Source organism: Streptomyces tibetensis, assembly GCF_007655005.1.
Classification (GTDB): domain Bacteria; phylum Actinomycetota; class Actinomycetes; order Streptomycetales; family Streptomycetaceae; genus Streptomyces; species Streptomyces tibetensis.
Map to the genome: position 1 here is coordinate 122,511 of NZ_SZVW01000016.1, position 26,992 is coordinate 149,502.

The 26,992-nt window shown below is 71.0% G+C and carries 24 protein-coding genes; 9 read left to right on the forward strand and 15 right to left on the reverse strand.

What is annotated here, in order from left to right; translation table 11 throughout:
• Positions 1–3: 3 nt before the first annotated feature.
• Positions 4–888 carry an NAD(P)-dependent oxidoreductase gene (locus tag FDO69_RS26880; protein WP_104782488.1) on the reverse strand — a complete coding sequence of 295 codons (885 nt, stop codon included), beginning with the start codon at positions 886–888 and terminating at the stop codon, positions 4–6.
• A gap of 146 nt (positions 889–1,034) precedes the next feature.
• Between FDO69_RS26880 and FDO69_RS26885 the strand changes: the two genes are divergently transcribed.
• Positions 1,035–1,628 (forward strand): TetR/AcrR family transcriptional regulator, encoded by a 594-nt coding sequence (locus FDO69_RS26885; protein ID WP_104782490.1) that lies wholly within the window; start codon positions 1,035–1,037, stop codon positions 1,626–1,628.
• Positions 1,629–1,657: 29 nt separating this feature from the next.
• On the opposite strand, the gene FDO69_RS26890 is transcribed toward FDO69_RS26885, so the two are convergent.
• Positions 1,658–2,188 (reverse strand): GNAT family N-acetyltransferase, encoded by a 531-nt coding sequence (locus FDO69_RS26890; protein ID WP_104782493.1) that lies wholly within the window; start codon positions 2,186–2,188, stop codon positions 1,658–1,660.
• A gap of 668 nt (positions 2,189–2,856) precedes the next feature.
• Between FDO69_RS26890 and FDO69_RS26895 the strand changes: the two genes are divergently transcribed.
• The 3 genes from FDO69_RS26895 (at position 2,857) to FDO69_RS26905 (ending at position 8,735) form a co-directional block, all read left to right on the forward strand.
• Positions 2,857–4,212: an MFS transporter gene (locus FDO69_RS26895; RefSeq protein ID WP_104782495.1), complete on the forward strand. Its 1,356-nt coding sequence runs from the start codon at positions 2,857–2,859 to the stop codon at positions 4,210–4,212.
• A gap of 119 nt (positions 4,213–4,331) precedes the next feature.
• Positions 4,332–6,413: a SpoIIE family protein phosphatase gene (locus FDO69_RS26900; protein ID WP_104782498.1), complete on the forward strand. Its 2,082-nt coding sequence runs from the start codon at positions 4,332–4,334 to the stop codon at positions 6,411–6,413.
• Between the two features lie 171 nt (positions 6,414–6,584).
• Entirely contained in the window at positions 6,585–8,735 is a 2,151-nt protein-coding gene (locus tag FDO69_RS26905) for a SpoIIE family protein phosphatase (protein ID WP_104782500.1), read from the forward strand.
• An 87-nt stretch (positions 8,736–8,822) separates the two neighbouring features.
• Here FDO69_RS26905 and FDO69_RS26910 read toward each other — a convergent pair whose 3' ends face one another.
• On the reverse strand, positions 8,823–10,010 hold the full coding sequence (locus FDO69_RS26910) for a beta-ketoacyl-[acyl-carrier-protein] synthase family protein (protein WP_104782502.1): 1,188 nt from the start codon (positions 10,008–10,010) through the stop codon (positions 8,823–8,825).
• Between the two features lie 227 nt (positions 10,011–10,237).
• Positions 10,238–10,483: a hypothetical protein gene (locus tag FDO69_RS42290; RefSeq protein ID WP_234388121.1), complete on the reverse strand. Its 246-nt coding sequence runs from the start codon at positions 10,481–10,483 to the stop codon at positions 10,238–10,240.
• 304 nt (positions 10,484–10,787) lie between these two features.
• Between FDO69_RS42290 and FDO69_RS26920 the strand changes: the two genes are divergently transcribed.
• A complete protein-coding gene (locus FDO69_RS26920) occupies positions 10,788–11,111 on the forward strand; it encodes a hypothetical protein (RefSeq protein ID WP_104782505.1) in 324 nt (107 codons plus the stop codon).
• 74 nt (positions 11,112–11,185) lie between these two features.
• On the opposite strand, the gene FDO69_RS26925 is transcribed toward FDO69_RS26920, so the two are convergent.
• On the reverse strand, positions 11,186–11,941 hold the full coding sequence (locus tag FDO69_RS26925) for a class I SAM-dependent methyltransferase (protein WP_104782750.1): 756 nt from the start codon (positions 11,939–11,941) through the stop codon (positions 11,186–11,188).
• A 156-nt stretch (positions 11,942–12,097) separates the two neighbouring features.
• Here FDO69_RS26925 and FDO69_RS26930 point away from each other — a divergent pair, with 156 nt between their 5' ends.
• Positions 12,098–16,102, forward strand: coding sequence for an ATP-binding protein (locus tag FDO69_RS26930; protein WP_324827468.1), 4,005 nt, complete (start codon positions 12,098–12,100; stop codon positions 16,100–16,102).
• 328 nt (positions 16,103–16,430) lie between these two features.
• Here the strand turns inward: FDO69_RS26930 and FDO69_RS26935 are convergent, their stop codons facing one another.
• Positions 16,431–17,315, reverse strand: a complete 885-nt coding sequence (locus tag FDO69_RS26935) for an NAD-dependent protein deacetylase (RefSeq protein ID WP_104782510.1) — start codon at positions 17,313–17,315, stop codon at positions 16,431–16,433.
• Positions 17,316–17,410: 95 nt separating this feature from the next.
• A complete protein-coding gene (locus FDO69_RS26940; RefSeq protein WP_104782513.1) occupies positions 17,411–17,989 on the reverse strand; it encodes a TetR/AcrR family transcriptional regulator in 579 nt (192 codons plus the stop codon).
• A gap of 92 nt (positions 17,990–18,081) precedes the next feature.
• Between FDO69_RS26940 and FDO69_RS26945 the strand changes: the two genes are divergently transcribed.
• The 3 genes from FDO69_RS26945 to FDO69_RS26955 all read left to right on the forward strand — a co-directional run bounded on the left by FDO69_RS26945 (position 18,082) and on the right by FDO69_RS26955 (position 19,156).
• Positions 18,082–18,528 carry an anthrone oxygenase family protein gene (locus FDO69_RS26945; RefSeq protein WP_104782516.1) on the forward strand — a complete coding sequence of 149 codons (447 nt, stop codon included), beginning with the start codon at positions 18,082–18,084 and terminating at the stop codon, positions 18,526–18,528.
• A 73-nt stretch (positions 18,529–18,601) separates the two neighbouring features.
• The gene (locus FDO69_RS26950) at positions 18,602–18,844 is read left to right on the forward strand and encodes a hypothetical protein (RefSeq protein ID WP_104782518.1); all 243 of its coding nucleotides are present in this window, start codon (positions 18,602–18,604) and stop codon (positions 18,842–18,844) included.
• A 33-nt stretch (positions 18,845–18,877) separates the two neighbouring features.
• Positions 18,878–19,156 carry a GlsB/YeaQ/YmgE family stress response membrane protein gene (locus FDO69_RS26955; RefSeq protein WP_104782520.1) on the forward strand — a complete coding sequence of 93 codons (279 nt, stop codon included), beginning with the start codon at positions 18,878–18,880 and terminating at the stop codon, positions 19,154–19,156.
• Between the two features lie 76 nt (positions 19,157–19,232).
• On the opposite strand, the gene FDO69_RS26960 is transcribed toward FDO69_RS26955, so the two are convergent.
• From FDO69_RS26960 to pelF, 8 genes are all read right to left on the reverse strand, one after another.
• A complete protein-coding gene (locus FDO69_RS26960) occupies positions 19,233–19,856 on the reverse strand; it encodes a hypothetical protein (protein WP_234388122.1) in 624 nt (207 codons plus the stop codon).
• Complete coding sequence (locus tag FDO69_RS26965) at positions 19,838–20,659, reverse strand: endo alpha-1,4 polygalactosaminidase (protein ID WP_104782523.1); 822 nt, start codon at positions 20,657–20,659, stop codon at positions 19,838–19,840. The genes FDO69_RS26960 and FDO69_RS26965 overlap by 19 nt, the downstream gene beginning before the upstream one ends.
• Positions 20,656–21,318, reverse strand: a complete 663-nt coding sequence (locus tag FDO69_RS26970) for a spherulation-specific family 4 protein (RefSeq protein ID WP_104782755.1) — start codon at positions 21,316–21,318, stop codon at positions 20,656–20,658. The genes FDO69_RS26965 and FDO69_RS26970 overlap by 4 nt, the downstream gene beginning before the upstream one ends.
• Entirely contained in the window at positions 21,315–22,217 is a 903-nt protein-coding gene (locus tag FDO69_RS26975) for an NAD-dependent epimerase/dehydratase family protein (protein WP_104782525.1), read from the reverse strand. Before FDO69_RS26975 ends, FDO69_RS26970 begins: the two co-directional genes overlap by 4 nt.
• 7 nt (positions 22,218–22,224) lie before the next feature.
• Entirely contained in the window at positions 22,225–22,938 is a 714-nt protein-coding gene (locus tag FDO69_RS26980) for a nucleotidyltransferase family protein (protein ID WP_104782528.1), read from the reverse strand.
• A 68-nt stretch (positions 22,939–23,006) separates the two neighbouring features.
• Entirely contained in the window at positions 23,007–24,008 is a 1,002-nt protein-coding gene (locus FDO69_RS26985) for a GDP-mannose 4,6-dehydratase (RefSeq protein ID WP_104782530.1), read from the reverse strand.
• A 48-nt stretch (positions 24,009–24,056) separates the two neighbouring features.
• The gene (locus FDO69_RS26990) at positions 24,057–25,475 is read right to left on the reverse strand and encodes a hypothetical protein (RefSeq protein WP_104782533.1); all 1,419 of its coding nucleotides are present in this window, start codon (positions 25,473–25,475) and stop codon (positions 24,057–24,059) included.
• Positions 25,472–26,992: a GT4 family glycosyltransferase PelF gene (pelF, locus tag FDO69_RS26995; RefSeq protein ID WP_104782536.1), complete on the reverse strand. Its 1,521-nt coding sequence runs from the start codon at positions 26,990–26,992 to the stop codon at positions 25,472–25,474. The genes FDO69_RS26990 and pelF overlap by 4 nt, the downstream gene beginning before the upstream one ends.

Consider the following 26,992-nt stretch of genomic DNA (forward strand, 5'->3'; position numbering starts at 1 on the left):
CGCTCAGCAGCGTCGCCCTTTCGCGGTCCGGGCCTCCAAGGCGCCCAGGACGGCCACCATGTCCTCGTCACCATGGCCCTGCTGGACGGTCTCGTCGTACAGGGCGTGACACACGTCGAGAAGCGGGGACGCCAGCTCTGCCGTGCGGGCGGCCTCGGCGATCAGGCGGTTGTTCTTCAGCACGTCCGCGGCGGCCGCCTGGACGGAGAAGTCTCGCTCCAGCAGCTTGGGCCCCTTGCCCCGGGAGACGGCACTGGCCATGGGGCCGGCGTCGAGGACGTCCCGGAGGAGATGCTGGTCCAGCCCGTGCCGCTCGGCGAAATGAAACGCCTCGGCAAGACCCGTGACCAGAGTGATCAGGAACAGGTTCACCGAGAATTTCAGCAGCAGTGCGCCCGGGACGGCTCCGCATGCGAACGTCTCACGGCACATTGCAGTGAGCAGGGGCCGTACGGTCGCCAAGGCGTCGTCGTCGCCCGCCAGCATCCCCACCAGTTCGCCCCGCTCGGCGGGGACACGGCTGCCGGAGACCGGGGCCTCGACGTAACGCCCGCCCGCGGCCCGGATGTCCTCCTGGAGACCGTGGGAGTACGCGGCCGAGGTCGTGCCCATATGCACGACGGCGTGGCCTGCGACGCGCCGGGCGAATTCCGGTGTGCCACGCCCCAGCACCGCGTCCACGGCCTCCTCGTCGGCCAGCATGAGGAACACGGTCGCCGCCCGGTGAAAGACTCCGGCAGCGTCCGCCGCCACCTCGGCGCCGACGGCGCGCAGTGCTTCACATCGCTCGGGAGTGCGGTTCCAGACCACCAGACGTGACCCGGCCCGGGCGAGGTTCAGTGCCATGGGCTGCCCCATGACCCCCAGACCGATGAAACCGACGTACATGACGTACCGCCTTCCCGGGCCCGCGCGGGGTCGAGCCGCCACCTTCACCCTCGACTATGACCGCGGTCATAGTAGCTGCGGTTATGACCGCGGTCATAGACTGGTGACCCGGGAACGAGGCGTGAGCGAGCGGACGGAGGCCGACGATGGCGAAGGCCGAACGGGGACCGCGCGAGCGAATGGTCTTCAGCGCGGCCCAGCTCATTCGCCGCGACGGAGTCCACTCCACCGGTATGCGCGAGGTCGCCGTCGACGCCGCAGCACCACGCGGATCCCTCCAGCACTACTTCCCCGGCGGCAAGACGCAGCTGGTCGACGAGGCGGTGGGGTGGGCAGGCGGATACGCGGCAGGCCGTGTCGCCCGGTTCCTGGCCGCGCTGCCCGAGCCGACGCCGAGCGGACTCTTCGCCGAGATGGTGCGTCAGTGGACCGACGAGTACGAGACTGCCGGCTTCGCCGGCGGATGCCCGGTGGCGGCCGCCACGGTGGACTGCGCGGAGTCGGTCCCCTCCACGCGGACGGCCGCATCCGCGGCTTTCGCGACGTGGACCGGTGCGGTAGCCGAAGCCCTCACCGGGATGGGCGTGCCCGCGCAACGGGCCGGCGCACTGTCCACGCTCATGATCAGCAGCCTTGAGGGGGCGATCCTCCTGGCCCGCGCCGACCAGGACGTCCAGGCCCTGACGACCGTGGCCCGTGAGCTGGGCCCTCTGCTCGACGCGGCCGTACCCACCCGCTGACGGCCGTGCGGTCGACCGCGGTCGGAGAATTACTGGTACTGCGTCAGGTCGATTCCGTAGACCGCGAGGTCGTGGTCGTGGTCCGGATGCCGGGCCGCTCCCTCCGTCTGCATGCCCAGCTTGTCGAGTACGTTCGCGGAAGCCGTGTCGCTCGTGCGGCAGACGGCCACCACCCGGTCGAGGCCGCGGTCCTGCACGGCGAACTCCAAGGTGGCGTGCGCCGCTTCGGAGGCGTATCCCTGCCCCCAGAACACCCGCCCGAGCCGCCAGCTGATCGCGACCTGGCCGGAGATCTCGGCCGGCGCGTCGGCCACGGACAGACCGACGGCGCCCGCCAGCTCACCGGATCCCAGGAGCTCGACGGCGAACACCCCGAAGCCTTCCTCGTCCCACTCCTCCTCCCAGGCCTCGATGTCCTCGGCGGTCTGCTCCAGGGAGCGCGGCGAGCCGTCGCCGACGCGTTGCATCACCACCGGATCGGCGTGGATCTCGGACAGCGGGACGAGGTCGTCGTCGAGCCATCGGCGCAGCAGGAGACGGGGTGTGCGGATCTCGGTCATGGCCTACATCCTGCCTACGGGGCAGGGGGAGCGCGAATCCGGGACCCTCCTCACCTCATGCCACGCCGACGGCTTCGTCCACCCCTCTCAACCGGCCTTGGCCGGTACCGTCCCACGCAGCGCTGCCCGGGGCGTCCCAGCACGTCGTTGATGAGCTCGGCGATGGCTGTCCGACTCAGCAGCGTCGGCATGCCCGGCTCGTGGACGCGCAGGACGATGGAGGCCCGTACTCCCATGGCCAGCGCGACGTGACGGCCGCCCCGACCATGAACGCGCCGATCGCGGTGGCGGGCCGCGCCACGGGAACGTCACCCACGGCCGGGTACTGGACCACGGCCGGGTACTGGACCACGGCCGGGACACGCGACCGATGGCTTCGGGCGGGCTACTACGGTCTGACGCCGCTCAACCCTGCAACCGCGTCGAAGGCCGCCGCCTTCCGCACCGGCCCTCGGCCGGTTAGGGTTTGGGCGCACCTGGTCACCACGAGGAGCTGAGACATGCCCGGTTTCCCGAGCGCGCGTTGACATCGTAGGCCGTGTGACGGCCTGTCATCGCGTGCTGCCTTTGATGGTGCGGCACAGCGAGCCTTCTCCTGCCCGAAACCGCCGAAGCACCTTCGCCGTGCTCGGTGGCGGGCCTCGTTGCCGGCAACACGAGGGATACCCGTGCCGTCCACTTCCTCCACCTCCTCCGCTTCATCCGGTGCATCCGGTTCCGCCCGATCCGCTCCGTCCAGCCTGTGGCGGGACGCCGACTTCCGCAGACTCTGGTGGGGTCAGACGGCGTCCCAAGTCGGTGAACACGCAACCCTGGTGATTCTGCCGCTCCTTGCCGTCCTGACGCTGGACGCCAGTGCCGGCCGGCTGGGCGTCCTCCGCGCGGTGGGACAGGCGCCGATCCTGCTGCTCTCGCTGTTCGTCGGCGCGTGGGTCGACCGATGGCGTACCCGCACGACCATGGTGCTCGCCGACGCCGGCCGGGCCCTGGCTCTGGGCGCTGTCGCCCTGGCCGCCCTCGTCGGCGGGCTCGGCATGCCGAGCCTGCTCGCGCTCACCTTCACCGTCGGGGCCCTGTCCGTGTTCTTCGACGTGGCGTACCAGGCGTCCCTCGTGCGACTCGTGGAACGCGACCAACTGGTGCGCGGCAACAGCGCCCTCGAGGGCAGCCGGTCCGCGGCGCAGATCGGCGGTCCCGCTCTCGGCGGTGCGCTGGTGTCCCTGCTGTCGGCACCCCTCGCCGCCGCCTCCGGCGCGCTGTTCTTCGCGTTGTCGTTCCTGTCGATCCGGCGCATCCGCCGAGCGGAATCGATGCCGGCGCGCCAGGAGAAGCCCCCGCGGGTCTGGCGGCGGATCCATGAGGGCCTGCGCTTCGTCGTCGGTGACACCGTCCTCAGAGCCGTATGCCTGGCCTCGGCAGCGTTCCAGTTCTCGTTCGCGGCCATGATGACCGTCTACCTCCTGTTCCTGCCCCGGGAACTGCACCTGTCGGGCACCGTCGTGGGGCTGGCGCTCGCGGCGGCGGGGCCGGGCGCGCTCCTGGGCTCAATGCTGGCCGCCCGCCTGCCGGGCCGGTTCGGGCACGGCACGGTGGTCATGTGCGCGGCGGCCCTCGGCGACGGCGTGTTCCTGTGCGTGCCCGCGCTGGACGGCTCCTCGGCCGTCACGGTTCCCGTGCTCCTCGCCGTGGGCTTCGTCTTCGGGTTGGGCGGCCAGCTGGTGAATGTCACGCTCATGGCCGTCCGGCAGGCCGTCACCCCGGACGGGATGCAGGGCCGCGCGGCGGCGACGATCACGTGTGCGGGCATGGGGCTGACCCCGATCGGGTCCCTGGCCGGCGGGTTCCTTGCGGGGGAGTGGGGGCTGCGTACCGGCCTGCTGGTGACCGCCGCAGGCATGATGCTGTCGCCCGTGGTCATGGCCCTGACCCCGCTCGCACGCCTGGGGCGGCAGCTCCCCACTCCGCACGACGGGCTGCCGATCTCCTCGGTCGAAGCCGAGACCTGTGGAAGGCTGGACGGGTAAGGACCGACCTGCGAGCCGGGCCCGGATCGTGAACGGCTGCTGACCTGCCACCGGCCGCCGTGCACATCTGCTCGGGCAGACGGGTGCGCCGTGGGGTCGAAGGCCTGAGGGGCGATGTGATGAGCCGAGCGAACCAGCCTCCGGAGCAGGCGGGTGATCCGCAGGATCCGGCATCCGACCCGAGCGGGCTGATGGACCTGCTGGGTGTCGCCGCGGTGCTGGTGGAGGCCGACGGCCGGATCGACATGTGGAGTCCGCAGGCCGAGGAGCTGTTCGGCTACACCGGTGACGAGGCGGTCGGGCAGTACGCGGCCGCCCTGCTGCTCCATCCCGAACACCGGGAAGCGGGGATGGGGCTGTTCGACGAGGTGATGGCGACCGGCCGGGGCTGGGCCGGACCGTTCCCCGTCCGGCTCAAGGACGGCAGTACGCGGACGGTTGAGTTCCGCAACATGCGGCTGACGGACAACCTCGGCGATCACTACGCGCTCGGGCTCGCCACCGACCGGGCCACGGTGCGGCAGGTGGAGCGCAATGTGGCCCTCTCCAGCCAACTGGTCACCCAGGCGCCGATCGGACTGTCCGTCCTGGACCCCGAATTGCGGTACGTGGCGGTCAACGGCGCCCTTGCCTCGATGCACGGCGTCCCCGAGGCCGACCACGTGGGCCGCCACTTCCGGGAGATCCTGCCCGGTGCGCCCTTCATGACCGCGGAGAACCAGATGCGGGAGGTTCTGGCGACCGGCCTGCCCATGGTGGACGAGCAGGTGGTGGGCCGGACCCGGGCCGACCCGGACCACGACCACGCCTGGGCCGTGTCGCTCTACCGGCTGGAGGACCAGAGCGGGCACGTGCTGGGGATCGCCAACGTGGTGGTGGACGTCACCGACCGGTACGAGGCGGCCAGGCAAGCCGACCGGGCCCAGCAGCGCCTGCGCCTGATGGCCGACGGCTCGGCGCGCATCGGGACCACCCTGGAGGTGGAGCGGACCGCCCAGGAACTCGCGGACGTCCTGGTGCCCGACCTGGCCGACATGATCGCGGTGGACATCCTGGACTCCGTCCTGCGGACGGGCCGCCCGGACTGCGGAGACGGCCCGGCGCTGTTCCGGGCGCTGGCGGTGAAGACCGCCTACCCCACCGGGGCCTCCGAGGCGATCATCCAGCCCGGCCACCTCACCACCTACCACGCGGACCATCCGGCGGCCCGCTGCCTGCGCACCCGCAAACCGCTGCTGATCACCCACCTCGACAGCGACGAGCTCAGCCGTATCGCAGCCGACGACGCCGCGGCCGGACTGCTCGCCGAGGCCGGTGTCCACACCGACATGGCCGTCCCCCTCATCGCCCGCGGACAGATCATCGGCGTGATGGGCCTGGCCCGTGCACGCAACCCGCAGCCCTTCGACGAGGACGATCTCACCCTCGCCTGCGAGCTGGCCTCCTCCGCGGCGCTGAGCATCGACAACGCCGTCCTGCACCAGCACATCCGCAGCGCCGCCGAAACCCTGCAGCGCAGCCTGCTGCCCCGCCCCTCGCCACGCCGCCCCGGCCTGCAGATCGCCGCCCGGTACCGGCCCGCGCAGGCCTTCAGCGAGGTCGGCGGCGACTGGTACGACATCATCCCGCTCAGCGGCGACCGGACCGCCCTTGCCGTGGGCGACGTCATGGGCAGCGGGATCCCGGCGGCCACCGCCATGGGCCGGTTGCGTACCGCGACCTCCACCCTCGCCGACCTCGACCTCGCACCCAGCCGCATCCTCACCCACCTCGACAAGATCACACAGGGTCTGGACCCCTACATCGCCACGTGCGTGTACGCCGTCCACGATCCGCACGCCGGCCGCTTGCAGGTGGCCTGTGCAGGCCATCTGCCCCCGGTTCTGGTGCGGGCCGGCCGGCCGCCCGAACTGCTCGACCTGCCCACCGGCACCCCGCTGGGAGTCGGAAGCGGTCCTTTCGAGACCTCCGTCGTCGCCATGAACCCCGGTGATCAGCTCGTCCTGTACACCGACGGACTGGTCGAGACCCGGGACGACCCCATCGACAAGCGCCTGGACGAGCTCCTGCGCCTGCTGTCCCCGCCGTGCCGCTCCGCGGAGGAAACCTGCGACCGGCTGCTCCGGGAACTGCGCAATCCCGCCGACCACGACGATGTCGCGCTGCTCATCGCTCATGCACAGCCACTGACCTCCCTCTGAGCACGGCACGAGTGCCCGTCGCCCCGTGCCCGGGTGCTCGAGCAATCGCTGATGTGTGCGAAGCGGCCCCCGGTGTTATTCAATGAGGTGTGCGGTCAGGGACTCGGGGCCCCACCGCACGGGTCCGAACCAAGCCCCGGCAACCGAGCCGGGGATTGCTGAGAGAGCCGCATGGACTCCACACCCTCGCCCTCGTCCTCCTCGGCGTTCGAGCTGGTCAGCCGCGCACTTGGCCGCTACATCCCGCAAGGTGGAGCGTCAGCGGCCGACCCGCGGGGCGACCGTGCCGCCCGTCAGCGGGTTCCCGACCCTCCGGCGGCCGGACAACAGGAGCAGATCCTCGGCGCGGTCAACCTGGACACTGATCTGATCATCACCCGCTGCAACCTCGACGCCCCGGTGTTCGCGGGTCTGGAGGCCGACGCCGGGAAACCGTTCGTGGATCTCCTCCCCCCGGGCGACGTACCGACGGTCACCCGCAGGTTGCGGCAGGTCGTGGAGAGCGGTGAGGCGCACGTCGCCCGGATCCAGCGGCTGAGGCGGTGCGACGGATCCGAGCTGGTCGTGTCGATGAGCATCCTGCCCGCCGCGTCACCGGAGGAGGGCCTGACCGTCTCCGTGATCGCGATGGCCAGGAGGCTGCACCTCTACGCCGCCGAGACCGCGATCGGCACCTCGCTGGACATCGGCGAGACCGCACAGTCACTGGCGGAGTCCCTGCTGGCCTGGGGAGACGTCGCCGCCGTCGACCTCGACTTCGCCGTGTGGACGGGCGAGGGGGTCACCGGAAAGGCCCAGGGGCGTATCCACCTCCGGCGGGCGGCCCTGGTCCCGGACCGGGTGTGGCCCGAGGGCTACATGACCCCGGGCGACGATCTTCCGGGCGACGCGAGTCGTCTGCTGGCGCAGGCGGTCCTGCGGGACGACGCCCCGCAGACCATCGTCATCCCCGACCGCCAGGCGATCGAACGGGTCTTCGGCAGCCCTCGAGTGGTACGTGCCCTCGTGCCCGGCGGCCGGTCGGCGGGCGTGGCGTGCATCCCCCTGGTCCTGGACGGCGCGCCCCCCGCCGTACTGGGAGTGGCGGAGGTGTGGCGGCGGGCGGACTGCCCCTTCCGCGACAGCGAGCTGTTCGACCTGCAGGAACTGGTGGCCAGAACCGCCCACCACGTGGACCTGGCTCGCCAGCACCAGCGCGAACACACACAGGTGCTGGCCCTGCAGCGCCGGCTCCTGCCCCGGTCCGGCGGCGACACCATCGAGATCGCCAGCGTCTACCAGCCCGCCACCCCCGACAGCGCAGGCGTCGGCGGCGACTGGGTGAACAGTTTCCCGCTGCCCGACGGCCGAACCGCGCTGGTGGTCGGTGACGTCGTCGGACACGGCCTGGGAGCCGCCGCGACCATGGGGCAGCTGAGCATGGAGGCCCGCGCGCTGCTGTCCGCGGGGCTCGCGCCCGACCAGGTACTGGAGCACCTGGACGAGACCGTGACGCTGCTGGACGACGCGGACTCCGGGTTGGCGGCCGGCTACAGCGCCCTGGGGTCGACCTGCTGCATCGCCCTGTACGACCCGGTGGGCCACCATGTGACGCTGTCCAGTGCCGGTCATCTCCCCCCGATCCTGGTCTCCCCGGACGGACACGCGGGGGCGCTCTCGATCCGCCCTCACCCCGGCCTGGGCGCCGAGTTCGCGCTGCGCGAGCCCTTCGACGTGTACACCATCGGCGTTCCTCCGGGCTCCGTGCTCGCCCTGTACACCGACGGGCTGGTGGAGGATCCCGCCCTCTCGATCGACGAGGGCATCGACCGGCTGGCGGACGTCGTCTCCACGGTCCACCCCTGGGACGCCCTGCCGCAGACGGCACGGGACGTCGTTGCCGCACTGGCGCCCGCGCCCCAGCGCGACGACGTGACCCTGCTGCTCGCACGGATGATCGGCTACCGCAAGGGGGACACGGCGACCTGGCGGCTGCCCGCCCGCAGCGATGCCCCCGCCCACGCCCGCGAGCGGGTCGCCGCGCTGCTGAGGCAGTGGGGCACCAGGGACGACACCCGGGACAAGACACTGCTGCTGGTGAGCGAGCTGGTCACGAACGCGGTGCGCTTCGCCACCGGTCCCGTCACGGTACGGCTGATCAGGTCCGGTCACGGCCTGCTGTGCGAGGTGGGCGACACCGGCAACGGCAGGCCGCGCCTGAGGCGCGGCGACCTGCTCGACAACGGCGGCCGTGGCCTGAGCATCGTGCACCGGCTCACCACCCGGTGGGGAGTGCGGTGGACGGACACCGGGAAGGTCGTCTGGGCGGAAGTCGCAAGGTGACGCGGCCGGCCCGGTGGAGTGCGGCGAAGGTGCCTCAGGCGTGCGCCCCGCCCCCTGCCGACGGAGCGGACGACGCCCTCCGGCGCACTACAGCCACTGCCCTTCCAGGGCGGTCGCGGTGAGTCCCGGTGCCGCCGCGTACAGAACGGCGCGGTGCCCCGCCTTCAGCTGCCCTGCGTCATGCGCCCGCCGCAGGATGTCGAACACCGCCGCGCCTCCGCGGTTGCCGGTGGTGTAGCTGTCCCGGCTGTAGTCCAGCAGCCCCGACGGCCACCCGTCGGGCATCGTCTGCTCCATGTACTCCAGCACGCGGGTCCCCCCGGGGTGCGCGAGCAGTACGTCGGGGTGCCAGGAGTCGGGGTCGTCCTGGTACCGGGTGCGCAGCCACTCCCACATCGCGGTGACCGTCTCCTGTACGGCGCGCGGTCCACGCCGGTCCATCACGAAGTGGGTGCCGTCCGCGCGCGTCTCCAGACGGTGCAGGTCCTGGGTGCCGGGCAGGGTGTGGTGCCATGCCGCGTCCAGCCGCAGCACCGACTCGGGCCTCGGGCGGCCCGTGACCACCGCGGCGACCGCGGTGTCCGCGAACAGCAGCCGGACGATCAAGGACTCGAGTGTGTCGTCCCCGGGCTGGTAGGTCGTGCTCAGCGCCTCCGAGATGACGACCAGGACCACCCGGTCGGGGTCGGCGGCGACCAGCTCCGCGGCCAGTGCCAGGGAGCGCGTCCCCGCGATACACGCCCACTGCGTCGCCGGGAGCAGCAGCGTGTCGCTGCGGAGCGACAGCCTGTTGGACAGGGCGATGTCCAGGCCCGGCAGCGCCGGGGTGGTGGAGTGACTGGTGATCAGGCAGTCGACGTCCGCGGCGTCCAGCCCGGCTGTCTGCAGGGCCCCGCGCGCCGCACGCTCCCCGTAGGACTGCACGGCCTCCCAGGCGGGAGCGGTGCGCTCCTGGACGGTCTGCGGGGCGGGTATGGACTCGAGGGCGGCGATCACGCGGTCCACGTCCTGCTGTGCGAACCCGTCGCGGGCGAGCGCCTCTTGGGCCGGCGCGATACCGACAGCGTGCAGACCGCTGCCCTTGCCCGGCGCGACGGCGGTCTCCAGCGGCAGCATCCAGCCGCGGGTCTCGATGCCCGTACTGGCGGCGATGCCGTCGATCCGCGGCGCCCACGCCGCATGCGGGTGCCGATCGCCCACCTCCGCCACGATCTGGCTGGTCTTCACGGCGTGCTCGCCGTGTATCACGGCTGGCGGGCAGAGGTAAGCGGCCATGATGGGGCACCTTCCGAGAGGGTGGGGAGAATGTCACGCATGCTGTGTCATGGGTCACTTTGAACTTCGTGCCCGAGGAGATGACGATGAGCTCCATTTCGGGAGCTGATGTCCGGTCCGAGCATGGAGGCTAATTGGACATTTCCGCTGTGATGCAGACAACTTAGGCGGGCTTTGAAGGGTGTGACACGGCACACACCATCGAAGTGGAAGGCGAGCCTCCGTTCTCAGGACGGGACGGGCTCCAGCTTGCAGCGGAAGTGGCGCAGGAGCGGGGGCTGTTCGACCAGGCGGTAGCCCGGGATCCGCTCCTTGCCCTTGACCGTGGCGGCCAGGACGTCACCGACATGGTTCAGGTGGCTGAGCCCGTACGTCCTTCGGGGGAGCGCGAGCCGGACCAGCTCGTAGGGTGCTGCGGTGACCGGGGTGCCGTCCTCGTCCTCGCTGCCGAGGTAGAGGGAGCCCAGTTCCACCGAGCGGATGCCGCCTTCGAGATAGAGCTGGCAGGCGAGTGCGTGGCCGGGGAAGCGGTGTGCGGCGATGTGCGGAAGCAGGCGGCCCGCGTTGAGGTAGAGGGCGTGCAGACCCGGCGGTTCGACGATGGCGATGCCGGCCTCGCGGGTCAGGCGGGCGAGGTGCGAGGCGGCGTCGGCACGGGCCCGGAGGTAGATCAGCCTGCTTGTCTCCAGGCACCCGCCTGGTTCTGTCGGTAGTAGGTGACGTCAGTTGTTCGTGAAAGCCGACGGCACCAGGTTGCTCAGTACAGGAGCACCCCCGATGCTGCCTGGCCAGTCGAAGCTCGAGTTGTACGCCGCGCTGCGGCGCGACTCCCGCGAGGGCATGTCGAACCGGGCGTTGCAGTGCAAGTACGGCGTCACCTGGAGCACGGTCAACAAGGCCCTGACCTCGGCTTGGCCGCAGCCACGCACGCCAACCGCTTCGGCGCGGCCGTCGAAGCTGGATCCGTTCACGCCGCTGATCGACGAGATCCTGCTCATTGATCTGGATGCGACCAGGAAACAGCGCCACACCGCCCCCCCGGATCTACCGCCGTCTGATCGACGAGCACTCCTCGTCCGAGGCGTTGCGTTGACCACTTGAACCCGCACCGATGAGAGGGCGCAAGCGTCCTGCGAGCTACCGCGCGGGCCGGCCAGGGACTGACGGTCCGGTGTTTATACCTTGCTCGCGACCACCATGTAGTTCTCGGCCTCAAGATCGAACGTGCTCAGTTCCGTCTGGAGTCCGACCCGGTGCAGCTCGACTTCGAGTTCCTCGTACCGGTAGGGCCAGCAGGACAGCAGTTCCGAGCGGACAAGAACCAACCCGGTCGCATCAACTTGCGCGATCGCAATCTCGATGTGGTGCTCCTCCTCCCAATGCGGCGCAATCTCCCAGCGGTAGACCACGACGGCATCGCGACCGTTCCGGCGGACGAGTCGGTCACTGATCTCCAGCCGGGAACCTCTGGCCCTCACGAGTTCCCAAGTGCGGGATGTGAGTACCAAGCGCCCGCCGGGGCGCAGAAGCCGTGACATCGACTCCAGAGCAGCACCCCTGCCTGTCGCGCCCGTGGCATGGTGAAGCGAGTTGCCAACGCAGAACACCATGTCGAACGTGTTGTCCTGGAAATGGTCGGGCAACTTTTCCCAGTTCGCCCGTACGGCCCGGACGGATGCCCCGAACTCCTCAGACAACTCTGCAGTCCGACGAACCATCGCCTCGCTGGCGTCAGTTGCGACAACCTGCATGCCACGACCGGCGAGGCCAACCGCCAACTGTCCGGTTCCGCACGAACAGTCGAGGACGTGAGCGTTCGACGGCAGGAGATTGAGGACGTCGTCGAACGACGCAGCGAACTCGGCTGGAGGCAATTTTGCATCCGAGATGAGCCATTCGTACACCTCGGCAAGCACGTCATAACCTGTCACAACCACCACCTCCGTCACGTGGCAGACTCACGGTAGGACGTCAGTCCATCAGCGGAGCAAGCCGGGCACCAATGGTTTTCGCAAGGATGGCTGTGACGGTGTTTGTGGGTTGTCAGTTGTCCGTCTGAGTGGATGTCACCGGCTGGTGTGAAGCCGTTGCCCGTCGAGACGTTCGAGACCGGCCGCTGGTTCACTCCACGGGTCGACCGGTTCTCCCAGATCACCGTCCGCACCAACCGTTACTCGGTCCCGACCCGGTTCATCGGCCGCCAGGTCCGGGTCTTGCTGCACGCCTCCGCGCTTGTGGTGTTCGACGGCCGTACCGAGATCGCCCAGCACGAACGGCTGCTGACCAAGAGCGGATCACGGCTCGAGCTCGATCACTGTCTCGAAGCGCTGCTGCGCAAACCGGGCGCGCTGCCCGGCGCCACGGTCCTCGAACAGGCCGGGGCCGCAGGCAAGTTCACCCCGATCCACGAAGACTGGTGGACAGCCGCCTGCAACGCCCACGGCGACACGGCCGGCACCCGCGCTCTGATCGAGGGTCTGCTGCTGAACCGGCACATGCAGCACGACCACGTCGTCGCCGGCCTGGCCGCCGCGCTCCAGGTCGGAGCGCTCACCGCGGACGCGGCCGCGCTGGAAGCCCGCCGCATCGCCGACAACGACGAACCGACCTCGGCCAAGCCACGACGCCGAGCCACTACCGAGGCAGACCGGGCCGTCGCAGCGACCGTCACCTCGCTGACCCAGCGGCGCCTGGCGCAACTGCCCAAAGACACCCGCCGCATGCCTGACGTGTCGATCTACGACCAGCTGCTTCCCATCCGCCGTGGCCGCCGCTGGGCGCGCGCCGGCCCCGAGACCTACCCAGAAGCCGAGCAGGAAGAAGCCGCCGCCATGAGCCCTCGCCGCCGGATGAGTGAACAAGCCGCCGAAGCCGCCGTCGACCAGGCATGCCGGGTCCTGCGACTGCCCACGATCCGCAACCAGTGTCCCGACCTGGCGGCCAAGGCCGGCAACGACCAGATGTCCTACCTGGTGTTCCTGGCCGAACTGCTGCTGGCCGAGTGCGACGGCCGCGCCAGGCGCCGCTCCGAACGCCGGATCAAGGCCGCCCAGTTCCCCAGGGAGAAATCGCTGCGCGAGTTCGACTTCGATGCCAATCCGAACATCGACTCCGCCGTCGTCGGCTCGCTGACCACCTGCGAGTGGGTGAAGAAGGGCCTGCCGCTCTGCCTGATCGGTGACTCCGGCACCGGCAAGTCTCACCTGCTGATCGCGCTCGGCACCGAAGCCGCGATGGCAGGTTTCCGGGTGAAATACACCCTGGCATCGAAGCTGGCCAACGAGCTGGTCGAGGCCGCCGACGAGAAGATCCTGACCAAGACCATCGCCCGCTACGGCCGCGTCGACCTGCTCCGCATCGACGAACTCGGCTACATGCAACTCGACCGCCGCGGCGCCGAACTCCTCTTCCAGGTCCTCACCGAACGCGAGGGGCTGGCGGTTCTGCTCATGGAAGCCAACCACGTGGTCACCGTGGAGACGCTGGTGCACCGGCTGTGGGGGGACAGCCCGCCCGGCCGTGCGCGCAACACGCTCCAGAACTATGTCCTGCGCCTGCGTCGGGCCCTCGGTTGCCCGGTGGGCGGTGCGCCCGTGCTGACCCGCCCCCACGGCTATGTGATCGAGACCGTGCCGGACGCCCTGGACCTGCACCGTTTCACCGCCCTGGTCCGGCAGGGGCGCACGGCTCTCGCCGACGAGCTGGGCGTCGCGCCCGGGGCCGGGCTGCGGCAGGTCCACCGGCGGCTGCTGACAGCCACCCCGGACCTGATCGAGGCAAGGGCGGTGAGGGCGGCCTTACCGTCCCGGGACGTCGATATGCCGGTCGAGATGACGTCGTTCGTCGGCCGTGAGACACAGGTGGCCGAGGCGCGGCGCCTGCTGGGGACCGCCCGGCTCGTCACCCTCACCGGCGTGGGCGGGGTCGGCAAGACGCGGCTTGCCCTGCGGGTCGCCGCCGAGGTGGCCCCGTCCTTCGCCGACGGGGTCCGGCTCGCCGACCTCGCTCCACTGAGCGACGCGGACCTCCTGGACCGGACCGTGTCGGAGGCGCTCGGACTGCGTGACCAGTCGGCACGCCCTGCCGTGGACGCCATGGTCAGCCATCTGCGCGACCGCAGCCTCCTTCTCGTCCTGGACAACTGCGAGCACATGGTGGAACACGTCGCCGGGCTTGTGCTGAGGCTCGCGCGTGCGGCACCCGGCCTGCGCGTCCTGGCCACGAGCCGGCAGCGTCTGCGGACACCCGGCGAACACGTACTGACCGTGCCGGCACTCAGCCTGCCCGCCGCGAAGGGCCAAGCGCGCGGCGCCACGGTTCGCCCGGAGGCCGGGACCGAGGGGGCAGTGGCAGGAGCGGCCGATGCCGCAGCCGAAGCGGACGATCCGCTGCTGCGCTCCGAGGCCGTGAGGCTCCTCCTGGACCGGGCCGCGGGTTCCGCCCCCGCTTTCCGGCTCACCGCCCGCAACCGGGAGGCGGTCGCCCAGCTGTGCCTGCGGCTCGACGGCATTCCTCTCGCCATCGAACTGGCCGCGGTGCGCCTGAGCGCGATGACGGCCGAGGAGATCCTGGAGCGCCTCGACGACCGTTTCCGTCTGCTCTCCCTGCCGCGGCCACAGACGCCGGCCCGCCATCACCACACCCTTCGAGGCATCGTCGACTGGAGTTACGACCTGTGCACCGGAGGCGAACGGCTGCTCTGGAACCGGCTGTCCGTGTTCTCCGGCGGCTTCGACCTGGAGGCAGCGGAGACCGTGTGCGCGGGCGAGGGGGTGGCCCGGGAGGACGTGCTCGATCTGCTGGCCGGGCTGGTCGACAAGTCGATCGTGGTGGTCAACAGCTCCGGTGACCGCGCCAGGTACGGCCTGCTGGAGACCATTCGCCAGTACGGCCGGCAACGCCTCCAGGAAGAGGACGGCACGACTCGGTTGCGCGTGCGGCACAGCGAGTACTACCGGCTGACCACCGTACGGGCCGGGCGCTCATGGTGCGGACCACGTGAAGTCGACTGGCTCGTCCGGCTGCGTACCGAACTGCCCAACCTCCGCACGGCCCTCGACTACTGCGCGAGCAGGGACGACCTGGCGAAGGCCGGCCTGGAGATCGCCGTGAACCTGGCCCGCACGCGGTGCTGGTTCTTCAGCAGCACGCTGGGGGAGGGGCGGCACTGGCTGGAGCGGCTGCTCGCCACCGGCCCCGAGCGGTCTCCCGCACAGGATGTACCGGACCCGTCGGCCGAGACGGACCCGGGCGCGTCGACACTGATCGTCGGCGCTCTGGCGATGAAGGCGTGGATCGCGCTCTGCCAGGGAGACAACCCCGCGGCTGAGACGTTCCTGGCCGAATGCCGGGCCTCGGCGCAGGAGTTGCCGGATGTCGCGTCGGTGGCGCCGGTGACGTACATCGAGGGAGCGCACGCCATGCTCGTCAGAGGCGACCAGGCCAGCAGGGAGCTGCTGGCCGAGGCGCGGGACCGGTTCCGCACCGGCGGGCAGGCCGGCGACGCGCACATGGCGACGATGCTGTGGGCGATGGCAGAGGCGTTCTTCGGGACCCGCGCTTCGGCCTCGGCAGCTCGGGACGTGTACGTCGCCGAGGCCGAGGCGAGCGGAGCCGAATGGGCCCGTACCTGGGCTCTGTGGTGCACGGGGCTCGTGGAGCTGCGACACGGCGAAGCGGAGAGAGCCTTGGCTCCCTTGCAGGAGGCCCTCGCGCAGCAGCAGGCGATCGGTGACAGCTGGGGACCGGTCTGGGGCCTGGAGGCACTGGCCTGGGCGGTAGCGGCCACCGGCGACTGCACCCGGGCGGCGTGGCTCCTGGGCGCCGCCCACCGCATGCGTCGGGACACGGGCGTGGCATTGACCGGCCTGCGCCCGTTCCACGAGGCGCACCGCACCGCCGAGGGGCGGGTCCGCGGATCGCTGGGCAGCGCGGAGTACACGGCGGCCTGGTCCCGGGGCGCCTTGGCCGAGGACGCCCTGCGACAGGCGTGGACGTGCGCGCCCAGGGAGTCATCAGCCGGACCGGCAGGCTCCGACGGACCTCGACGGATGCGAACGGCCGGTGGGCCGCTCCACCGCAGCGAGAGTTGATCACCGACTCGCCGTCCGTGCACCGGCCCGCCACCGCCCGCCCCCACCGTGCCGCACGCCGCAGCGGAATCGGGCACCGCACGGGAGGTACCTCTGCTGCACGCACAGGACGGGAGAGTCACTCCTTCACCGCACGCATGCCGGTCAGGGACCTGCGACGGGGACGGCGGACGCGGACATCCGCGCCGACGACGGGAGTTGCGTCCCCGTTCCGGCCACGAAGGGGGTGTCCGGCACCCGCTGGTTCTGCGCCTACCGGCTCGGCCGCCCCTACTACGCCAAGCCGTTACGGAACGGCCCGGGGGGGGGCGCTCCCCACGGTGTCCACTCAGTCGACGGGGATACCCAGCCGCAGCGAGACGGAGCACAGAGCTGAGCCCAACGGGAGAGAAATCCTGGTGAGGGCGTGCTGGTCGCCGCGGGTCTGATCCCGGTTGACGATCAGTACCGGCTTCCCGGCCAGAGCCGCCTGGCGGACGAAGCGGAGACCGGACATCACGGTCAGCGAGGAGCCCAGGACCAGTAGCGAGGTCGCCGTACGGACCAGCTCGCGGCAGTGCTCGACTCGCTGCGGCGGAACGGATTCGCCGAAGAACACGACGTCCGGTTTGAGGATGCCGCCGCATGCCGTGCAGGGAACCACGCGGAAGCCTGCGACCTGGTCGTCCGTGAGGTCGGCGTCCCCGTCGGGGTTGATTCCGGCGGCCACGGGCTCGAACCCCGGGTTGGCCTCCTCGAGCCGCACGGCGAGTTCGCGGCGCGGGGTGCGGGCGCCGCAGGAAAGACAGACGACCCGGGCCAGGGATCCGTGCAGTTCCACGACGTCCTCGCTGCCGGCGGCCTGGTGCAGGCCGTCCACGTTCTGGGTGACGACACCCGAGAGGAGGCCGTGCCGCCCGAAGGCGGCCACGGCCCGGTGCCCGGCATTGGGGCGGGCTCGGCCGAAGGTGCGCCAGCCGAGGTGGCTGCGTGCCCAGTACCGGCGCCGGGCCTGGGGGGCGGCGGTGAAGTCCTGGTAGGTCATCGGAGTGTGCCGGCTCAGGCTCCCTCCCTCGCCCCGGTAGTCGGGAATGCCCGATTCCGTGGAGATGCCCGCGCCGCTGAGCACCAGCACCCCGCCGCTGCGCAGCACATCGACGACCGGCTCGGGATCCGTGCTGCCCGGCGGCAGGTCCTCGGCAGGGGTCCAGCTCAAGGTGGGACGCATGCGCATGCCGTCAGGGTACGGAACAGCGGGCCGCGACCGCCTGCGACGACGGCTCCTGCGCGTCGAGGCCTCCGCGGCCACAAGCGCGCCCGGGTGGGGTGTCAGAGCATGGCAAGCCGGTCCACCAACAGCTCCACCCTCGGCTCGATGACCTCCGGCGGCAGCCGTCCCGCCCGGGTCAGGGTCGCCATGCCGTGCAGGGATGCCCAGAACACCTCGGTGAAGAGTCCCGGGTCGACGCCCTCCCCGGCGACCTCGCCCAGGCTCTCCAGCAGCGCGGCGAAGGCGTCCTTCAGAGGCTCCGGGGTGTCCTCCTGCGCGAAGGCCAGGCCGCCGTCGAGCTGGAACAAGGCGTCGTAGACCGCCGGGTTGCGTGCGGCGAAGTCGAGGTAGGCGCGGGCGAGAGCGGTGACCCGCTCGCGCGGGCGGGTCACTCCGGAGGTCGCGGCACGCATCGCCACGGCCATCTCGGCGGCGCCTTCGAGGGCGACGGCGCCGATGATCTCGCGTTTGCCGCGGAAGTGGCTGTAGAGGACGGGCTGGCTGTATTCGATGCGCTCAGCGAGCCGGCGGGTGGTGACCGCGTCCCAGCCCTGCTGCTCTGCGAGTTCGCGGGCTGTCGCCACGATGAGGCGCTCGCGCTCCGCCCGTTCGCGCTGCTTGCGTTCCTGTACCGACATGACTCAGATCCTAGCACCGCTAGACAATCGAGCGACAGTAGGTCTAGCGTTGCCTCATCGGCTAGCGACGCTAGATTCCAGGAGGGGTCATCATGCTCAACGCACTCGAGGTCTTCACCACCGTGGTCGTCGGCCTGATGGTGGGGGTGGAGTTCTCCGTCGCCTTCGTCATCAACCGCATCCTCGATGCCCTCCCTGAGGACAGCGGCCAACTCGGCCGCGCTCACGGGGGCCGCATGCTCGGCGCCGTGATGCCGGTCTGGTACATCGGCTCACTCGTCCTCGTCGGCATCTGGGCCGTCGCCGGGTGGAGCCACCACGGCACCGGCATGGTCGTCACCGCCGGCGTGCTGCTGATCCTCAGCGTGATCATGTCGGTTCTGCTGCTCGTCCCGATCAACAACCAGGCCAAGACGTGGACCCCTGAGAACCGGCCCGCCGACTGGAAAGAGCAGATGAACCGCTGGGACCGCTTCCACTACGTCCGCGTCGCCGTCATCGTCGCCGCCTTCGCCCTGCTGGTCGCCGCCCTCACCTGAGCCCTGATCAGGCTCCGCACGGCACAGCAGGCTCCACGGAACCCGGCTGACGAAGACCGCGAGGGTAAGAACAGTGTCGCTGAAGGACATGCCCGCCCTGTTCGCCGCCTTCATCCGCTTCATCGTGTACGAGCTGAAGCGCGTGGGCCGCGAGGCCCAACTCGCCGCGCTCGCCGACGCCGTCCGCGAGGTGGTCGCCCTCGCTCCTTCCCGCTCTCGCCGAGCCTCCCGGCAACCCGCTTCGGACCAGGGCCGGGAGAGCCGTTATCGGAAGGAGAGGTTTGGCCGGGCGGGATCGGCGTACCCGATGACTTAACGAAATCCTTATACGACGAAGCGGAGACGCACCATGGGCATCATTGCTTGGATCATCATCGGGCTCCTCGCCGGCGCCATCGCCAAGGCCCTGATGCCGGGCAAGGACCCGGGCGGCATCATCGTCACGATGCTCATCGGTATCGTCGGCGGTCTGCTCGGCGGCTGGCTCGGCAAGGTCATCTTCGGCGTGGACTCCATCGACGGGTTCTTCGAGATCTCCACGTGGATCGCCGCGATCGTCGGCTCCCTCATCCTGCTCGCCCTTTACCGCCTCGTCACCGGCAACCGGCGCTCGCATCGGCACGCCTGACCCGCAGAAGGCAGACGCCACCGAACACGTGCCGATGGCTCCTCCCTTTCACAAGGGAGGAGCCATCGGCACGTGTTCAGGCGTTGGCCGCCCCGTAATGCAGGCCTTCCTCTCGCGGAAGCAGATATCCGATCGAGCGCTCCTCCGGCAGTCTGCCCGCAAGCGTTGCCGCATCGGTGCATCCGGAGACTTCCCAGCCGATCACGCCGAGGCTGAAGCGCACCCGATCGAAGACCGCCGTCCCGATGGCCGCGAGCCAGTCGTCCATGACGGCAGACCTGAAGAACGGCCGGCCGTCCCAGTGGGCGATCCCCGCGTTGTCCAGTGCACCATCGGGGATGTAGAAGTCCAGCCAGTCGCTGCTGTCGTCACCTCCGCGGATCGCCACGCAACCGCACACGGACAGTTGACCGGTGGGCAAGCGCACCTGACCGTGAAGGTGGCCGTACTCCGTGAGGGAGGCAACCGTGCACGGCACGGGCTCCTGCTCCTCGGGCTCACGATCGGTGAACGCGAACGAACCCCGCACCTCCGCTGCCGACCACACAGCGCTCAAAAGCGCCTGTATGTCGGCGTCAGCAGTTGATCCGACCTCGATGGCCAGTTCGTAGTAACCGCCGGACCAGTTCGACTGATCACGGAATGCAGCAGGATTCGACATGGTCTGATCATGCAACACGCTCAGCAGGAGCTCCGCCACACCCCGAGTTCCGGTTTCTTCCGCATCGACGACAACCCCAGTCGACGGGACTCCGCACAGAAAGCGCTCCGCGGCTCCGCGTACTCGACGTGGAACACCGCCTTGCCCGCCGCGATGAACGGGGAGAGTTCGCCGCACTCGTCGTACTGGGCGCACTCCTCGTTGACCGCGAAGTCGAAATCGCCCACGAGCTGAGGAATCTGGGGGAGGTCGTTCTTCAGTCCCACCGACATCCCTCGCTCATGGGCGAGGTCCGCGATCATCCGGTTGTACCTGAGCTGATCGCGTGCGGTCAGCGGGAAGCCGGTGTCATTTCCGTAGCCCTCCACCAGATCGGGTTCCACCGCGTCGAAGCCCTTGTCGCGGCACATGTCGAAACGGCGTTCCATGACCGGTCGCAGAGTGGTCAGCTGCCGGATGTCCAGCCACCGCTCGCCCGACCATCCGTTGGGCTTGCCGAGCACCGAGCGCGGGAAGGCGTCCCGGTCCGGCCGGAAGTCCTCCCACGCGCCGACGTTGACGTAGCAGATGACCTTCCTTCCCGCGCGGTGCAGCCGGGCCACGTCCGTCGCGGAGTTCTCGAAGCCGTCGATGTCGTAGACGGGCACGTCGGCCGACGCGTCGACCCTGCCGTCGAGTTGCCACTGCCAGGTCAGGCCCGGACGGGGCTTCCACACGGCCCGAGCGGGTGACGCCGTGCCGTGCCCGCCGGCGGGCCGCTCGGCGCTGCCGGAACAGCCCGTCAGCGCCGCGGCCGTCACAGCGGCCAGCAGAGCCGCGCACCACAGCGCCGGCCTGCTCATCGCGCCACCCCGGTGAGCGCGGGTGTCAACCGGTCCCAGGGGTTGGGGGGTTCGCCGGTCACCGGACCGCAGACCGCCGCTCCGCGTTCGTGCGCGGTGCGGACGGCGAGGGGCACGAGGGCCTCGGGCACGCCGTAGACGAGGTGGCACAGCCGCTCGGGTGGATGCCGTGCTGCCCAGGCCGGCCGGCTGAAGGCCGAGACGTACGTCGACCAGTGGCCCTCGAAGGTGACGGTCAGGTCGGCGAGGCGGGCGTACCCCGGCGCCGGATGGACCCCGGGGTTGAGGACGACCGTCCCCACACCCAGCTTGCGCACCGCCCGCACCAGCCTGCGGCAGGCCGGCAGTCCGTCCGCGGTCGCCGTCACCCGGTCCAGGAAGCAGCCGTCCGCCTCGTACCACTCCCGATGCCGCCGGACGTCCTCGGCGACGGCCGAGGGCTCGCGCACCCCGTAGTCGGTGTCGACGTAGCCGAGCAGCCGAGCCCCCGCGGCCCGCAGCGCACCAGCCGCCGCGGTGAACGCCGGGTCGGGCGCCTCGCCCGGCCCGCTCGCCGGGTTGAGTACGACACCGTAGGTGCGGGTCGCCGCGGTGATCAGCCGGTGCCAGGCCCCCGGGTCCTCGGCCGGATGGACGTACAGCGGGATCAGCAGGGTCACGGCGTGCGCCCGCCTTCCCATAGGGTGCTCAGCGCGTCGTCGAGGGAGTGCGCGGGACGCCAGCCGAGGGCCCGCTCCGCGGCGGTGATGTCGCTGCACTGCCACGACACCTGCGCCGAGCGGGCCGAGCCCGCCGTGCTCGCCGCGCTCTCCTCGATCCGGCCCCGGAAGCCGGCCATCCCGGCCAGACGCCGGACCAGGTCGCGCACCGGGACGGCCCCGCCCCCGCCGATGTTGAGGACGGGCGGCAACGGGCCCGGCGCCGTGGCCGCGAGGACCGCGGCCCGTGCCACATCGCGTACGTCGACGAAGTCGCGGTAGGCGGACAGGTCGCCGAGCCGCAGTGCCGCCTGCGGGCCGGAGCCCGCCTCGCGCAGCAGTGCGGCGATCCGGCCGGGCAGTCCGGTGGGCGGAGCACCGGGCCCCACCGGATTGCCCACCCGCAGCACCACCGCGTCCAGGCCCGAGCTGCTCACCGCGACCGTGCCCGCGAGCTTGGTCGCACCGTAAGGTCCGACCGGGCGGGTGGGCGCCGACTCCGTCACCGGGACATCGGGCGTGCCCGGGCCGTACTCGGCGGCCGAGCCCAGGTGCACCAGGCGGGCCGTGGGCGCGGCCTCGCGCAGGGCGGCGCACAGCACCGCGGGACCGCGGGTGTTGACCTCGGCGAGGGTGACGGCGTCACCGCCGGTCGCGCCCGCGCAGTTGACGACGGTGTCGGGCGCGGCCGACGCGAGGGTCTTCGCCAGCCGCTCCGGACGGACACGGGCCAGATCGACGTCGAAGTCGGCGGCCGGGGCCCGGCCACCACGGATCACCAGCGCGCCCGGCAGGGCGCGCAGCCGCTCGACGACGTGAGAACCGAGATAGCCGGTGAAGCCCAGGACGAGAATGCGCATGACGTGCTCAGGCTCCCTTGAGCAGCAGCGACTTGCGGGTGGTGAACTCGGCGTTGGCCCGGTCGTAGTCGTCCGGGCGTCCGATGTCCAGCCAGTACCCGTCGAAGTCGTAGGCGTGCGGCTGGTTGTCGGTCTTCAGCAGGTCCAGCACCAACTCGTCGAAGCCGAGGGGGAGTCCGGCAGTGTAGCCGTCCAGGGTGCTGCGGGACAGGCCGTAGACGCCCATGGAGACGCGGTAGTCCATGCTCGGCTTCTCGGTGAACGCGACGACCTTGCTGGAGTCGGTGGTCAGCACCCCGAAGTCGATGTGCACCTTGCGGGCGTACGTGGCGATGGTCAGCGGGGCCCCGGACGTGCGGTGCCGGCGCAGGACGTCGGCGTAGTCGAGGTCGGTGAGGACGTCGCCGTTCATCACCAGGAAGGTCTCGGGCAGCCGGTGGCGCAGGTTGAGCAGCGGTCCCATGGTGCCCAGCGGACTGTCCTCGGTGGCGTAGTCGACGGTCAGGCCCCACTGGGAGCCGTCGCCGACATAGGCGCGGATGATCTCGCCGAGGTGGCCGATGGCGATGGTGCAGCTGGTGAAGCCGGCCGTGGACAGCTGGCGCAGCACGATCTCCAGGATGGCGTGCTGGTCGCCGATGGGCACGAGCGGCTTGGGCAGCGCGGTGGTGTACGGCCGCAGCCGGACGCCCTTGCCTCCCGCCAGGATCACTGCGTGCATGGGGCTCCTCCTTCGTGAACGCTTCGTGGACGTGCGCAGACGTGACGGACGAGATCCGCTGTGCGGTGTCAGATGTTGTAGATGCCGGTCTTGTACCGTGCGAGATTGGCCGGGTCGCGGAAGAACTCCACGGTGGACGCCAGGCCTTCCTCCAGGGTGTGCGCGGGCCGCCAGCCGGTGGCAGCGCCGAGCCGGCTCGCGTCCGCGACCAGCCGCATCACCTCGGAGTTGGCGGGGCGGATGCGGGCGGTGTCCTCGCGGACGTCGAGGGCGGTGTCCATCACCTTGCCGATCAGCGCGACCAGGTCGCCCACCGAGATCTCCCCGCCGGTCCCGGCGTTGAAGGTACGGCCCACGACCCGCTCGGCGGGCGCGGTGCCGACGGCGAGGAAGGCCTGCGCGGTGTCCTTGACGAAGGTGAAGTCCCGGGTGGGGCGCAGGTCGCCGAGGGTGATCGTGCGTTCCCCCGCCGCGACCTGCCCGATGACGGTGGGGATGACCGCGCGCATCGATTGGCGCGGCCCGAAGGTGTTGAAGGGCCGCAGCGTGACGACCGGGGTGTCGAAACTGGCGTGGTAGCTGTCGGCCAGCCGGTCTCCGCCCGCCTTCGAAGCGGCGTACGGCGACTGGGTGTTGATGGGGTGGTCTTCCGTGATGGGCACGGTCTGCGCGGTGCCGTACGTCTCGCTGGTGGAGGTGTGCACCAGCCGGGGCGTCCCCAGGGCGCGCACGGCTTCCAGCACGTTGAGGGTGCCGGTGACGTTGGTGTCCACGTAGCTGTGCGGCGCCTGGTAGGAGTAAGGGATCGCGATCAGGGCGGCCAGGTGGTAGGCGGTGTCGGCGCCATCGAGGAGACCGCGGACGGAACCGGGGTCCCGGACGTCCCCGAGGACGATCTCCACCTGGTCCAAGACGTCCGGGTGCAGGGTCTCCAGCCAGCCGTAGGAGGAGAAGGAGTTGTACTGGGCCATGGCCCGCACACGGTGTCCGGAGGCGACCAGAGCCTCGGTGAGGTGCGAGCCGATGAAGCCCTCGGCTCCGGTGACGGCGGCGAGCGGTGCGGAGGTCAACTGGGTTGTCCCTTCGATGAGATGAACAAAGCGGGGGAGGAGCGGGGCTCAGGCGTGCGGTGCGGGCCGGCCGAGCAGCCACAGTGCGCACGCCGACAGACACAGGGCGGCGGCGCCGCAGCCGAGCGGCAGGGCCAGGGCGGCGCCCGGTGGCAGACGGAACAGCACGACCGCTCCGGCCCCGCCGGCCGCCGTCAGGCAGATCCCGGCCGACGACCAGGCCGCCCCGAACGCCTGGAGCAGCAGCGCGGTCCACAGGACGGCGGCGAGCAGCAGCAGGGCGACCGGGTCGGCGCCGGTGAACAGGGCCGCGGGCAGCAGCGGCGCGAGATAGGCGAACAGGCAGAGGCCGAGGATGCCGGCCGAGCGCAGCAGGAAACCGGCAGGCGTGGCGGTGGCGCGCAGCGCGGCGACCGACAGTCCGCGGTAGCGGTACAGCAGCCACTCCGCGGGCCCCATGCTCAGCGTCAGCACGATCACCGCGTACGGCTCCTCACGCCCCTCCAGCAGTACCAGCACCCCGGCGGCCAGCCCGAACAGGCCGTACGGCAGTGACCACAGCAGACGCGGCCGAGTCGAGCCGGCGGCGGCCGGGACGGCGAGGGCGCCCCGCAGGACCCAGCCGGTGACGGCGAGGGTGGCGAGCAGCGCCAGCAGGGGCAGCCCGGCCCGCGCCACGGGGCCGGGCTCCCACCACGGCAGGACGGCCGCACCCCCGAGCAGCGGGCTGAGCGCCGCCAGCAGCAGCCGTTCCCGGCCCAGCACCAGCAGGACACCGGCGGCCGCCAGATACGCGGACTGCGCGGCCGCCACCAGGGTCACCGGTCCGCCGCCCGCGGGCAGCGCGGCGACCCCCGTGGCCACCACCGCTCCCACGGGCGCGCCAGCCAGGAGGGTACGGCCCGCCTCCCGGCGTCCGGCCGCCAACCGCAGATGCGCGCGGTGCCCGAGCGCCTGCCCCCACGCCCACGAGAGGAGTCCGGCCACGATCAGGGCGGGTGCGTACCCGCCGGCGTCCCACAGGGGCGCGGTCAGCAGGTAGGCGAGCCCCGGCAGGGCGAACAGCACACCCCGCAGCAGACAGCGCACGGTGTCGGGGCGCCAGGGGTCGGCCGCCGGGGTGGGTTCGGGGAAGGTGCGCGGCACCCGCTCGAACAGGGCGGAGGCCAGGGAGAACAGGTTCGGGTGACCGTAGCGCTCGTTGGTGAGGGAGGCGGACATTCCCTCCGCCTCCAGCAGCGCGGCCACCTCGTAGGGGTGGACGGCGGGTCCTATGCGGTCGGCGAGTTCGGCGGCGAGCTCACTGACCGCCTGCTCGTCGGGGCCGCTGCGGGGGAGCCGGATGGCGAGCGTGGCGTCGTCCAGGGCCCACCGTGGCCGGCGGCGCGGCGGGCGGGTGCCGGCCAGCCGGATGGCCAGCGTGTCCTGTTCGGAGCCCCCGGGTTCGAGGGATATCGGCCCGCTCACAGGGCGAGGCTTCCGGTGCCGTGGACGGCCGGGGCGGTGATCCTTACCGTGGTGGTCATGGCCGGCGACTCCTGTTCGGGGTGGGCCAGTTCCACATAGACGGACCGAAACGTGTCAATGGTCTGCCGGAGGGTGAACTGCTCGATGACCCGCAGCCGGGCCGCCTCGCCCATGGCCCTGCGCCGATCGGCGTCGCCCAGCAGCTCCAGCGCTGCGCTCGCCATTGCCTGCGGATCGCGCGGAGGCACCACGAGCCCGGTGTCCCCGACGGCTTCGCGTACCCCGCCGACGTCGGTGGAGACGGTCGCCCGGCCGCAGGACATGGCCTCGATCAGGGTGAAGGGGAAGCCTTCGCTGATGCTGGAGAGCATCACGACGTTCCCGGCGGCGTAGGCGTCCTTGATGTCGTCGACGCGACCTTCGAAGGTGACGGCATCGGCGTGTCCGAGTTCGGCGGCCAGGGCTTCGCAGCGTTCGCGGTAGGCCTCTCCGCCCCGGGGCGTCCCACCGAACAACCGCAGCCGTGCGTGCGGGAGCTCGGCCCGGACCAGGGCGAAGGCCCGGATGAGGGTCTCCAGGTCCTTGATGGGGTCGACGCGGCCCGCCCAGCTGAGGGTGGGGGTGTCCGGTTCGGGCCCTGCGGCCGGGAACGCGGCGGGGTCGACGCCGTTGTAGACGGTACGGATCGACTCCGGATCCGCGCCGCCCTCCTCCTCCCACAGCCGGTTGTAGCGGTTGCCGGGGGTGATCAGGGCGGCCCGGCGGTAGCTCTCCCGGGCGAGCAACCGGAAGAACCCGAGGATCACGGCCTTCACCGGCCAGCGGTAGGGCGCGGTGCGGTACCCGAGGTAGCGCTCCCGCAGGTAGACGCCGTGCTCGGTCAACAGCAGCGGGACACCGTGGCGTTCGAGGGCGGCGAGGCCGGGCAGGACGGCGACCCCGCCGCTGACCGCGTGCGCGACCCCGGTCTCGGGGGCCGGGGCGGCCAGCGGGCGCAGGGCGTGTTCCAGCAGGGCGGTCGCGGTGAGCGCGTCGTGCAGGGTCGGCTGTGCCTCCCGCACGGCGATACCGGGACGGGTCCACAGTGCGGTGAGGATCGCGATCGCGCGGTCTGCGCGCAGGAAGGGGCTCAGCGTCCCGTCCGACGCGGCCTGTGCCAGCACGTACAGGGCGGGCGCGAACCCGTCCTCGGCGCGCGGATCGAGCAGCGCGGTCAGGAACCGCTCGTAGGCGGTGGCGAGCCGGTTGCGGGACCTGCCCCGGGGCGGGCGGCCCTCGGGCGGGGCGCCCCACATGGGGACCGACAGCACGCCGGTGACGTGCGCGGGCAGGTCCCATACGACCGGTTCACGTCCGGTGCCGGTGACGGCGATGACGTCGAAGGCGAGGTCGGGCATGCCCTGGACGAGCTGGTCGCACCAGACGCTGACGCCTCCGTGGCTGTGCGGGTAGGTGCCTTCGGTGAGCAGGGTGACGCGCGTTGCTCCGGCATGTCGCGCGCCCTGGGGAACGGGCAT